The 12,105-nt window shown below is 56.4% G+C and carries 11 protein-coding genes; 9 read left to right on the forward strand and 2 right to left on the reverse strand.

The features are described 5' to 3' along the window. The first annotated feature begins 64 nt into the window (after positions 1-64). The 3 genes from AC1DIX_RS15790 (at position 65) to AC1DIX_RS15800 (ending at position 3,368) form a co-directional block, all read left to right on the forward strand. Entirely contained in the window at positions 65-856 is a 792-nt protein-coding gene (locus AC1DIX_RS15790) for a hypothetical protein (RefSeq protein WP_477325584.1), read from the forward strand. 77 nt (positions 857-933) lie between these two features. Continuing rightward, complete coding sequence (locus AC1DIX_RS15795; RefSeq protein ID WP_477325586.1) at positions 934-2,034, forward strand: hypothetical protein; 1,101 nt, start codon at positions 934-936, stop codon at positions 2,032-2,034. Positions 2,035-2,174: 140 nt separating this feature from the next. After that, entirely contained in the window at positions 2,175-3,368 is a 1,194-nt protein-coding gene (locus AC1DIX_RS15800; protein WP_477325588.1) for an HNH endonuclease, read from the forward strand. A 230-nt stretch (positions 3,369-3,598) separates the two neighbouring features. Here AC1DIX_RS15800 and AC1DIX_RS15805 read toward each other — a convergent pair whose 3' ends face one another. Together AC1DIX_RS15805 and AC1DIX_RS15810 are read right to left on the reverse strand one after the other, a co-directional pair. Continuing rightward, positions 3,599-4,204, reverse strand: a complete 606-nt coding sequence (locus tag AC1DIX_RS15805; protein ID WP_477325590.1) for a class I SAM-dependent methyltransferase — start codon at positions 4,202-4,204, stop codon at positions 3,599-3,601. Positions 4,205-4,226: 22 nt separating this feature from the next. Then, positions 4,227-4,772: a hypothetical protein gene (locus tag AC1DIX_RS15810; RefSeq protein ID WP_477325592.1), complete on the reverse strand. Its 546-nt coding sequence runs from the start codon at positions 4,770-4,772 to the stop codon at positions 4,227-4,229. A gap of 216 nt (positions 4,773-4,988) precedes the next feature. Here AC1DIX_RS15810 and AC1DIX_RS15815 point away from each other — a divergent pair, with 216 nt between their 5' ends. The 6 genes from AC1DIX_RS15815 (at position 4,989) to AC1DIX_RS15840 (ending at position 11,982) form a co-directional block, all read left to right on the forward strand. After that, positions 4,989-5,450 carry a hypothetical protein gene (locus tag AC1DIX_RS15815; RefSeq protein WP_477325594.1) on the forward strand — a complete coding sequence of 154 codons (462 nt, stop codon included), beginning with the start codon at positions 4,989-4,991 and terminating at the stop codon, positions 5,448-5,450. Positions 5,451-6,011: 561 nt separating this feature from the next. Continuing rightward, positions 6,012-8,048 carry a DEAD/DEAH box helicase family protein gene (locus AC1DIX_RS15820; protein ID WP_477325596.1) on the forward strand — a complete coding sequence of 679 codons (2,037 nt, stop codon included), beginning with the start codon at positions 6,012-6,014 and terminating at the stop codon, positions 8,046-8,048. Then, positions 8,045-8,266: a hypothetical protein gene (locus AC1DIX_RS15825; RefSeq protein ID WP_477325598.1), complete on the forward strand. Its 222-nt coding sequence runs from the start codon at positions 8,045-8,047 to the stop codon at positions 8,264-8,266. Before AC1DIX_RS15820 ends, AC1DIX_RS15825 begins: the two co-directional genes overlap by 4 nt. After that, the gene (locus AC1DIX_RS15830; protein ID WP_477325600.1) at positions 8,266-10,281 is read left to right on the forward strand and encodes an AAA family ATPase; all 2,016 of its coding nucleotides are present in this window, start codon (positions 8,266-8,268) and stop codon (positions 10,279-10,281) included. Before AC1DIX_RS15825 ends, AC1DIX_RS15830 begins: the two co-directional genes overlap by 1 nt. Then, the gene (locus AC1DIX_RS15835; RefSeq protein ID WP_477325602.1) at positions 10,281-10,775 is read left to right on the forward strand and encodes a hypothetical protein; all 495 of its coding nucleotides are present in this window, start codon (positions 10,281-10,283) and stop codon (positions 10,773-10,775) included. The genes AC1DIX_RS15830 and AC1DIX_RS15835 overlap by 1 nt, the downstream gene beginning before the upstream one ends. Positions 10,776-11,211: 436 nt before the next feature. After that, positions 11,212-11,982: an HNH endonuclease gene (locus AC1DIX_RS15840; protein ID WP_477325604.1), complete on the forward strand. Its 771-nt coding sequence runs from the start codon at positions 11,212-11,214 to the stop codon at positions 11,980-11,982. Positions 11,983-12,105 lie beyond the last annotated feature (123 nt).

Raw genomic sequence — 12,105 nt, forward strand, 5'->3', positions numbered from 1 at the left:
GTTCTGGCCGACGCGCGCCGTTCCCGTTCCCGCATTCACAAGCAAATCGACTTCGCACTCAATCATGTTTCCACCCCGATTCATCGCCGACGGCTACGCCATCACCGAGCCGATCGCGGAACAACTCATCGCGTTACGCAATCAATACGCCTACCCGCGCGCCCACGTCGCCGTTGCGCAGGACGCCGGAGCCTTCCGTTTGAGTGAAACGTACTCGGCGGATTTCGTCCATCCCGATCTCGGCGAGGTCACCAACCTCGAACTCGACCGTTACCACACGCGTCTGTTGGGCTCAGCCGATCCGGTCGACAATCTGCTTGGCACGCTCTCGACGGTTTTTTGGGGCTTCTATACCTTCAGTCCACAGTACGCGACGGTACGCGCAACGCGCCATCTTGCCGGCTACCGCGCACGACCACCGTYCACGTCGGATATGGTAGCGCGTTGCCTGCAGGGCGCTAGCGAGGACGACCTCGGGGCTGCGCTGGGGCGCCTCGCAAGCCTGTCCCAACTGGGCCGCACGCCGTTCGCCAGCAAGGTCATCGCCTTCCGCTTTCCGGAACGAGCGGGCGTGCTCGACAACAAAATCGCTGACGGACTCACAGCGAGCCCGTGGGCCCAGGGTGCGCCCTTCTTGAACGGAATCGGCGACGTGAGCCAGCCACGCATTCAACGGCGTTATGCCGCGTGGTGCGATTTCCTGTGCCAGGTCGCCGGTCGTATGAACGCCGGGATCGACGCCGGCGCCGCATGGCACTGGGGCGCCAACGAAGTCGAACCACAGCGCTGGCGCGCGATCGATGTCGAACGTGCGCTCTTTGCGCACTTCAGTGACGACGGTGTGGCAACCGTATGAGTCGTCCGTGACCGGCGCGGGTTACGTAAGGCCGAACATAAAAGAAAGCGGATGAGGAATCATCGAAAGGACTATCGATGCACTGGGCAGAAGACCGTTATTGGCTGGACGCGTTGGCACGCTATCAGACCCTGCGCGAAGGCGGGACCGGCAGCATCACGCTCGACCTCGCCGCGATCGAGCAAGTCGCTTTCGATGGTGATGGCCCGGCCTATCGTTGTCTACAAGCGATGGGATCGGTGCTCGAACACGAGGGCGACGACGGTTATCGAGGTGCGCCACGCCTGGTATTCGCACTACTGATGCGGCTGGCAGAGCAACGAGCGCCGCACGATGGGGCCGACTGCACCGATCCATGTCGCGTGCCTGGTACCGTGTCGTTGGCTCCGCCGAGTGATGCCAGGACGCGCCGCGCCCTGCGCGTGCTTGCGATGGTCCATGAATTACACAAGGCCGGCTATCAGCGCTTGAGAATCTGCGCCGGTTACACGCTGGACCTACGACATTGGCGCTGTTACCTCGGCCCTGCGACCAGCTTTTACATCGATGGCTGGACCCCGACCGATACGTCCACGCTGCCGTTCTACACGACCGAACAGGACCAGAGCTACTTTGGATGGGACGACGCGGCACATGACGATGCCCGACACCTGGCAGCGAAGTTCATCGAACGCCATCCCGAGCTGGTAAGTCAAGCGGCTGGCGAGGACTGGGCCTATGCGGGATGGTTCGCGCGACAGCTCGGGCACGCCGAACAGGGGCACTTGCCGGAATTCTTCGGCGGTCGACACCATGAGATGGGGCAGCCCAATACGTCCGTACCGCCACCCTGTAGCGGCGGAGAGTCCTATTCCGGCACCGGGCAACGGCTGCTGTCCCATGACGCGTTGACACGGGCAGACCTCCCGGCATCCGATGCGGATTACGAACACATCTCGCCGTTCTGCCTGTCGTTCGATGGGTATCGGGCTTGCGTACTGGCCGGCGCCGACGCGGAGCAGGTGATGGCCGAGACCGAGCAGAAAGGCCTTGATGACGCGACGCTGGAATGCCTACGCATCACGGCATTCATGCTGCAGCGAACGATCAAATGGTCGAGTACCTGGCCGCCCGAGCCCCAGCTACTCACGCGTCTGCGTGCCGTGCTTGATCAGATCCGCAAGCGCGTCCCGATGTGAACGGTCATCCATGACGTCCCTTGCCTCAGACGTGCAGTGAATCGCAAGAACACCAATCTGCATCGGAGTGAGCCCTGTCCGAGAATCCTGGTACGCATCTGGCTCGTAGCGGTAGCGACCTTTTTGAAACCTGAGGAAAGATGAAAACCTGGATTTTTCAAGCCATGCCCAAAAAGTTCGATGTCGACTCGTTTCTCGAGAGCCGCCCCAACGTATTCACGTGGTTGGTGACGAGGTATGGCAGTGAGATCAGAGAGGGGGATCGCGTGTATCTGTGGCGTGCGGTTTCCGGTGAGGGGTCGAAGGCTGGAGTCGTCGCCGAGGCGCTGGTTGCTTCCCCAGTCGATACGATGGCTGGCGATGAACACACCACGAAATTCTGGCAGAGCCCCGCTGACGCGGCGCAGCCCGCCGAACGGGTCTGGCTGCGACTTGTGCGGCGCAGTGCGGCGAAGGAGATGTTGCGCCGGGATTGGTTGCTCGAGGACCCGATCCTGAGAAACGCACTGATACTGCGGCAGGCAGTGGGAACCAACTTTCCCTTGACCGACATCGAAGCGCAGCGTCTCCAGCAGATGTGGGCACGTGTCGGACAAGACTGGTCGCGAAACGAATCCATCGCGGGTCTGTGGGCATACTCTCAAACCCTCGGGAAATCGGTATCGCGGCTGCCGAGTACTCCGGTCGCGTTGGTGTCCCAGCTGACGGGACGAGCGATCTCAGGCGTCTACAACAAGGTCATGAACTTTCGCAGTATCGACCCGCGTGACAGCCGCAGCGGTATGAGTGGCGCTGGCGCGACCGACCGGGTGGTTTGGGACGAATTCTACGATGTCGACGAACGCCGCCTTCGTGCCCAAGACCTCGAGGATGAATTCGAACGTCTCTGGGGCAAGGCTAGCGCGGGTGACGAGCCGAGGCCTGATGCGCGGGCGATCGACGCGGCCATTCTGCGCGAGGCCGTCAGTCTGGCTGGCAGCCCGCTCTCGGACTTGATGGCGGCATACGAGCGGCAGCAGGCGCTGATAAAGAGCCGCGCCAAGCCGATGGCCAGGTCCGTGAGCAGCGTCGTCTTCGATCGCAGCAGTCTGGTCATCGCGATCGCCAAGACGCGGGCGGGGCACCGCTGTGAGGTTCCGCACTGCGTCTACCCGGTTTTCTCGGGTAAGGATGGTAGACCGTATTGTGAAGTGCACCACGTGATACCGTTGGCCGAAGGTGGATCGGATACGATCGAGAACGTGGTGTGCTTGTGTCCTGCGCACCATCGGGAAGTCCATCTGGGCGAGCGGGGTGGAGAGTTAGGAGAGGTTCTTCGTGAACTCAGGCGGTGAGCGCGGCGCTCAGCGCACCCCATCGTCGCACGTCGTCGCGCTCGTTCGGCTGGAGCCGGGCTCGTCCAACGACTCGAACCGTTGCAATGAGTTGGAGAAGACACGCGATGTCCGCCGCGCTCAGGCAGTGAGGGACACGGAGCGGCAGAGATGGAAGGAGTCGCGTTCACTGTCGCCGTCGAAACGTGGGATTTCGTTCGCGTAACTTCCGTCCTGAGTCGAGCAGGAGTCTATCGTGGTAAGGCCAATACGATTTTTTTCCACTTGACGTCGATGCGCCCCAAGGAGTCGCGCTCGTCTTCACTCACGTATACCGGTGCCAAACCAACCTGTTCGGCCTGATGGAGAACTTCGCCCACGCTCACGGAATGAATCATGCGTTCCAGATTCGGTGTGCCGATGCGCAGCGTCAGGGCGATACGACCTCTTGGATTCAGTAGGTCCGTTAAATTCTTTAGCGACGCTAATCTGTGCTCAGGAGGAACGTGCATCCATACTGCACTCAAGAGCACGAAGTCGAAGTGCCGTCCACTGTTCTTGATGGTTGCCAGATTCGGCAAACTGTCTGCGATCCATTCGATGGACGTGTTGCGATGGTGCTTCTGCGCCAGGCGCCTGAGCGATTCGCTCGGTTCGATGGCCACTACCTCGTACCCTCTCTCTGCGAGCGCCGCGGCATCTCGTCCCGAACCGGCGCCGACATCCAAGCAAACGGCGCCGGGTGGGGGGAGAAAATCCAGCAGATCACGGTGTATCGCTTCGAACGTCAAACTTTCGTATATCTCGAAGAACTCGGCGCTGGCGGTATCGTAATGGTCCCAAGCCTTTTTGCTCATGACTTCCCCCATCAGGTTTGGGTTACTTTGTCGCGCTGGATCGTTGTGGCACGAAACAGGATTGCGGAAGCTGGAGCGCATTGACGGTCGCCGGAGCAGAGTGGTTGGGTGCCTTCGTAAAGACCTCGGACTTCAGCGCGCCTACAAAACCTATCACGGCGGCGGCGACTAAGGCCACTGACCAACATCCGACAACCATATATTTGGGAAAGACACTGCGCGGGGTGGAACCCGTCAGCTTTTCCTGCGTATATATTTGCTGTCCAATGATCTCACGGAGGCGCAATAGCGTACCTATGGTCAAGAAATCGACAAGGCAGGCGAAGCTGAAAACCCACGCTCTCGGTGCATCCGCATCGATGTTCGCGGCACCGTACCAGAGTCCGCCCGTGATTGCGATCGCCATCGTTGGGATTTGCCACATTAGCTGATTCAAAGCCCGCATGTGTTGACCAGCTTCGAGAAACTCGAGCTCTTTCTGCTTGAAATTCCACTTCTCCTTTTCCAGTTCTAACGTATATTGCTGCTGCTTGGCGAGCGTGGCTAACTGATCGTCCAAAGAAGACATAACGTTCGGTGATGAGCAAGAATTGTGGATTGGCTATTTTATCTAAGATAATTCAATTAAGACATTTAAGGTAGTAATTTCCATGAATCGAATGTCGTGCATGCGTCTTGCCTGCTCAAGCAGAGCCAATGAATCAGGCAATCGACATGCCTGGGTCGGCAGCGTATCGATGCCTGGACAAACGGAGCGCGCAAAGCGCCAGAGGATGAGTCGACGATGAACATTACGCAGTTCTGTAGGCGCCATGGATTCACGCACCACGGTACTCCCACAAATTCATGGGATGCGTTCCACGCCTCCGGAACCATTCTCATGCAGCTATGGCAAGCCCCAGGCCAACGTATCCGCGATCACGCGCTGCCGGGTGCTTATCTGCGGGTGAGGTGTTTTGATCAGGCGCATTACGCGATCAGACATGCGAATCAGCGCACGGGGTATAACGGCCGTCTGCGAAGCATCGACGCGATCGAGCGAGGCGAGAAGGGGTTCGCATTGATGTCGGCGCCGCCCTCCGATCAGCACGGTGCGGGTGAGTGGTCCAAGTACGCCAACCTGGAGCGTATCTATCCGATTCTCGGCTTGGAGCGCGATCCCGGCGGCGACATCCATGTCATCTTGGGTATGCCGTTGGCCGCCACCGATTTGTCTCGTTCGACAGCGGACAACGGCCAGGGCTGACGACCTTGCAGTCCGAGGCGACCATACGCGCTCGACGTCTTTGGATCGTCACCGCTTCGGTGGTACGCCACCGCGATTCGCCCGGTCGGGCGCACGACGACATACCGTCCCAAACGCTGCGGTTCACTCGAACGTCCGCGGTAGGGGCATCGGACGTAACCGTTGCGATTGGTGACCTTGGCGAGGTAAGTCGGAACCTTCATAACCTGCATGTAGAGTCGATCGCCTAGCTGAATTTTACGTATCTACTCATTGCAGAAAGCGACGCAACCTGTCGCTTCACCATCCTAAGCTCAAGGCCCACGCGCAACATCCGTTGATCCGTCGACGAAAGCCGGAGTACAAATCACTGACCAGCTGGCGTCCCCGTCACCGCATAACAACGAATCAACTAATTTATGACCAATAAATATAGCACATTGAGCAATTCCTAAATACAATCAAGATTGCATACAAGACATCGACTGTCGTCTGCTATCGGGCTGTACCGCTCGCGACCTCGGTGACGTTATCTCCTTCATGTTCTGCTCGATGAGTCTGCCAGCGCTTTCAGAAATTGCCTTGAAGCGTCACTATCAAAGTGACCACGACGATCTCCTTGAAACGTTTTATCGACCGTTGCTAGACCGATCGGTGTCATACAAGCGCGCAGTCGGGTATTTTTCGGAGCAAAGCCTGCTCGCATGCGCCGCCGAGCTGAGTGATTTCATCCAGCGCGACGGCAAGATTCAGCTGGTCATCGGTTGTTTTGTTTCGCCTGCTGAGCTGGCATCGGTGACGACGACGGACCTCGTCGAGGCAGAGAAGCTCGTCTTGCGCCAGCGCTTGATCTCCATTCTGCGTGCCATTGAAGCCGGCGATCCGCCTATGGCGAAGATCATCGGTACGTTGGTCGCGTCCGGTGTGGTCGAACTGCGATTCGCCGTGCGCCAGAAGGGCATCTATCATGAGAAATTCGGCATCTTTGAGGATGCCCACGAAAACAAGGTAGCGTTCATCGGTTCCGCCAACGAAACCGAAGCTGCGTTGGCGCCAGGACGCAACCACGAGTCCTTCGCTGTGTTCGTCAGCGTCGAGCCCGAGATCTACGCGGCCTACGGTCGAGAACTCGAACAGCGCTTTGATGCGCTCTGGGCTGGCAACACGAAAGAAACCCGCATTTACCCGGTGGACGAGGAGTCGCTTGCCGTCATGCGTGCCATGGCCGAGCAACGCGGGCAGGCCGATACCGGAGATGTATTGGCGTTACCACGGCTGGTGGTCAACAAGCCGTTACGCGACTACCAGAAGGAAGCCTTGCGCGAGTGGCAGAACAACCGGTTCCACGGCATCCTCGCGATGGCGACCGGTACCGGTAAAACCATGACGGCGATCGAAGCGGTCAAGAAATTCAAGCACGGTTTTCCGCATGGTGCGGTCGTCGTGACCGTTCCCTACCAGAACCTGGCCCTGCAGTGGATTGAGGCCTTGCGCGACCATGGTCTCGAAGTCTGCCCGGTGTTCGCGAACAGCCGCGAATGGGTCCACGTGGTTCAGAACAGCTTCTTGGCGGCGCAGCTGGCCAAGACCGACCTACCATGCTTCGTCTGCGTGAACAACACATTCAAGAGCGACCGCTTCCAAGAACTTTTGTCGCTGCTGGACAATGCCGTCGAAACCAGACATCTGGTGATCGTCGACGAGTGTCACCATTTCAACAGCCCAGAGCACATCGCCAAGCTGCCCAATCATTTTCAATTTCGATTGGGCCTGTCCGCGACCCCTTACGATCAGTTCGCCCAGCATTATCTAGACGCTTATTTTGGTCGGATCGTCTACGAGTTTTCCTTGTCGCGCGCCATCGAGGAAGGCTTTTTGACGCCCTATCGGTATCACATCCTGCCAGTGCGGCTCGACGAGGATGAGACCGCTATCTATGAAGAGCTCACGCGCAAAATCGTGCAGATCGCCGGCGCGGAAGAGGTTCTTACGCCCGAGAACCTAGTCAAGGTCCAACCGCTGTTACTCAAGCGATCCCGCGTCGTAGGGGCCTGTCGCGACAAATTGGGAGTGTTGAGGCGACATCTCGAACGCAGTGAGAGACAGCCATTTACCCTGTTTTACTGCGGGGACGGTACGGTCGAAGATGATGAGCTTGGCTCAGCGCGGCAGATCGAACGCGTCAGTAGCCTGTTGCACGAGGTCGGTTGGAGCTCGTCACGCATCACGGCGCAGGAGTCGCTGGTCCAGCGCGAGATCTTGTTGGTCAAACTCAAGCAAAAGAGTCTGGATGCGATCGTATCGATCAAGGTGCTCGACGAGGGTATCGATATTCCAGACTGCCGCTCTGCTTATTTGCTGGCGAGTCAGAGCTCCGATCGCCAGGGCATCCAACGCCGAGGTCGCGTCTTGCGCAAAGCCGAAGGCAAGGAGCTTGCCGACCTCTACGACTTCGTGGTGCTGGGTGGGGCCACCAACAGTTCTGCTATGAAGAGTTTAGCGCGCCGCGAACTACGACGCGCGACCAACTTCGCATCCGACGCATTACAAGCCAGCGCATTACAAAAACATATTGACGACCTCAAGGACCAGCTAGGGATTTCACGAGACCAGCCATGAACACCGAATCCAAGAAATTTATCGCCGAGCTCGCTGAGCTGGGTGCCGAAGTCAGACGTGACAAGGTCAATTCGATCCCTGCGCACGAGCAAAAGCTACACATCGTCGCGCATAAGCTGCTGCAGTTCGAACGTGATCTCGCAGTCCCAGGCGCGAACATTCCGGACGCAATCCGACAGCAGCGTCTTCTCGACATGATCCAGGACGAGGACTTCTGATGCGCCTGACAAAGCTCGTCCTCAACAACTTCCGCGCATTTTACGGTCTGCATACGATTGAATTTGCACATGATGATGACCGTCCCGTCACCGTCTTCCACGGAGAAAACGGTGCAGGCAAGACGACCTTGCTCAACGCGATCCATTGGTGCGTGACCGGTGATTTCACGCCGCGCTTTCAAGAGAAGACTATGCTGGTCAATAAGGCCGCGGCAAAGGAGGGGGAAACTGAGACGTATGTCGAGCTCTATTTCCGCAACCGTGACACCAACTATCGAGCGCGCCGTTCCTCGAGCTCATATGGCAGGGATAAGGGTCTTGAACTCTACGAGATCAAGGGTGGAAACTCGACCCCGGTCCCCCAACCCGAACGTGCCCTGCAAAAGATCATTCCGAAAGGTCTCGTCAGCTGGTTCTTTTTCGATGCCGAGGCCATTGGTTCGTTGGAGCTGTCCGGCAGCAGCCAGTTCAAGGCTGATTTGCGCAAGACCTTGGGGTTCGAATTGATCGATCGATTGATCAAGGATCTGGAAGCTTGCCAACTGAAACGCCAGAGAGAAGTGTCGGTACAGACCAACGATCGCGAGCTCAAAGCATTGCAGGATGAGATCGAAAACATCGACCGCGTTTTACCTGGGCAAAAGCAAAAGCTCGCGACCCTTGAAAGCGAGATCAAAGCCGCGCGCTTCGAACTGAATCGGCTACACGACTTGTTGGCCAAGCTCCCAAACACAGCTAAAGAACAAGCGCGCCGTACCGCCATCGACAGCAAATTGCGGACCTTGCGCGGTGAACGCGCACAGATCGAAGCGCGCATCGCCAGCCTGGTCGGTAGCGCCGCTGCCCCGATCTTCATCAAAGGTCTGGCCAAAGGCTTCGAGGACAAATTGCAAGTGGAGGAGGTGCAAGGACGTTTGCCGGCGCCGTATAGCGACCAACTTGTCAAGGATATTCTGGACAGCCAAAAGTGCTTGTGCGGACGGCCGGTCTCTACAGGGTCGCACGAAGAACTGTGCATACGGGGGCTGTTGGAAACCGCGAATACCAGTGTGCTGAACGGGCGGATCCGAGAAATCCAATTTTTGATTCGTGATATCGAAACGCGAGCACGCACCTACCCGAACGACATCACGGTTGCGCGTGCGCGTGCAGCCGATGTCGACAAGCAAATCGCTGAGCTCGAGGAGGAGCTGGCGGACATCAAGCAGCGGCTGGACAACAGCTCCGAGAAAGAAGTGCGTGAGCTCGAGCGTGCACGGAATGCCATGCAATCGCATTTTGAGACCCTGAACAACGATAAGGGAGCGGTCGCATTGCGCATCAGTCAAGGCGAGGCGAAGATCGAGGAGTTGCAGGCGCGTTACAAACGTACCGCCAGCCGTTTAGACGTTGCTCAAAAGCTTAAGAATGAGCTGGACAAGATCACGCGGCTACACAAGTTCCTGAGTGAGAGTCTGAAAGCTCAGGAAGCGCGTGCGCTGAGCGTGCTGAAGATGGAGCTCAATACGATCTTGGAGCGCTACCTGACCAAGCACTTCACCGCCCAGATCGATCCTGCCACTTACGCGGTCAAGCTATTGGACGAGAACCGCCAACTGGTAGGACACAGTACTGGCGAGGGCCAGATTCTCAAATTCGCGTTCATCTCAACGGTCGTAGCCCTTGCCGCCCGCAAGACGCAGGAGAAGATTGAGTGGATGGCGGAACCGACCGTGGCGCCCTTGGTGCTCGATGCGCCGTTGTCTGCGCTTGACCCGGAGTACCAAGGATCAGTAGCCAAGAACCTGGCGGCCCAGACCACCCAACTGGTATTGATGGTGTCGTCCGCGAACTGGGGCGACAAGGTGTCCGAGGCACTGGAGTCTTACGTCGGCAAGCGCTACCTGATCGTCTCCAAGAGCGCTGGACCGCGCGGCGAAAAGCCGATCAAAAAAATGGAGATCGGTCATACCACCTACACGCTCAACGCGTATGAAGCCGAGCGCGACGAGTCTGAATTTGTAAGGATCCCATAATGGCGCGCCAAAGCTTTTTTACCAAAGACCGGGCTGTGTACTGGCCCTCAGAGTTCGCGCCCTTTGTCAATCTCCTGAAAGGGCAGGACGAAAACGGACAGCCGAACATGCCGGCCCTGTACTCCTACAATACCGGCGCCATGGTGCTGGCTGCGAGCCTCGGGGTCCTTCACAAACGTACGCGCGACGTCGGCAAGGGACAGGAAATCATGACGAGCACTTTTGCCAGCCAAGGCCTCGACATGTACTTGTTCCTGCTGCCCTTGTTGGGACGTGGCGAGACCAACGTTGACATGCTACGGCCCGAGCATGAAGAGACCTTGCTGCGTGAATTCGAGCGCTACGCGGCTGGCGGCTTCGAAGTGCTGCAGGGAATGTTCGATGCCTCTGCCGGCAAGTCCGCCGAGGTCATCCTGCACCAGGAAATGCTGAAGATGATGCAAGGTGGGGGACGGAAGGACGACGAAGAGCTACCGGACCTGTTTAGCTTTTAATCGAGCAATGGCAGCGCCGCGTCGATTGCTTCGATCATAGGGGCAAAATTTCCTGCGCATAGAAGAACCGGGTACAAATCTGCTCCCACTGAGGCATAGACTCCCAAACATGTAATTTCGCGATTGTTATCAGGCTCTGTACCTAGCTTTAATACAGTATAGTAAAATATTGGGAAATCAAAATCCTTCCTTATGCGCTAGGAATTCATCATTAGCGAAACCTCGCTAATGATTGAGCCTGTAATTGATTATTGCATCGCCTTGCATGAGAGGACTAGCATCTGAAAAGTGTGGTCGAAAAACGGTTAGCTGGATTTTCTCTTATTAGTGAAAAACACCCAATTGATTGCTTTGATGTATCAAAAAACTTATCGCAGGAAAGATTTATATGATTGGGTTTCGGCCTGTAACACACGGGGAGCACTTATATATTAGAGTGGTTGATCTGTTCATAGAAAATGGTGCAGCATTAACTAACTCTCTTAGTGCTTTTAGAAACAGCTCCCTAGTTGGTAACCGATGTGATGCGTTTGCGGACTATTGCACAGGATTATATTACTTTAATCTTACTGCCCGTCTAATAAAAGCTGCGAAGGCTGTCTTGGCCGATCCAAACGGTAGCGAGTTCACCTACCGAGGCTCTTTTTTGACCTTCTTGGTTAATCAGTGCGGGATAACCGAAAGTCAGTTCGGTCGATTTAACGTCAACAAGCTCATCAGCTTTTCATTCGCGGCTGCACAGGCTTCGGGTGAGAAAATTTCTAAGGAAGTTAAATCATTGGTTAGGGCCCCTTTTATTACGCTTGAATGTTATATTTGCGGCAAAGAGTTGTTCGTAAACTCAGCAGATTCGGACGACGCAATTGAGTATGAGCATATATGGCCGAGTAGCTACGGCGGCGATAGCGTTATCGCGAACCTTCTGCCCGCTTGCTCCGGTTGCAACCGAGCGAAAGGTTCAATGATGCTTTGGCAGGATAGCTGGAAACACTCGCTTGTCCTTCCTCCAGACCCCTCTTTGAACGATTTAACTGAGGTGACTCGATCTATGAAAGTAGCCCTGCATAGGAAGAAAATTTTTGACTATGCAGCCACACACTTCGTTACTTTAAAGGATGCTGCATTAGAGGTTGGCCCAGCAGACTTTAGCGCTCTTGCTCCCATAGAGCCATCGGATGCGACCGACTTTTTTACAATTCAATTCTGAGAGATTTTAAGTTGGATTACTTTTGCCTTACATTTCAGCAACGCCCTGAAAAAAATACACTTCGTTTCTGCCTGTTTGAAGCTCCAGTTAAAGACATCTTAGAGTGGTCGAGTGTACCGCGTC

This window comes from Massilia sp. 05N420 (assembly GCF_056397205.1).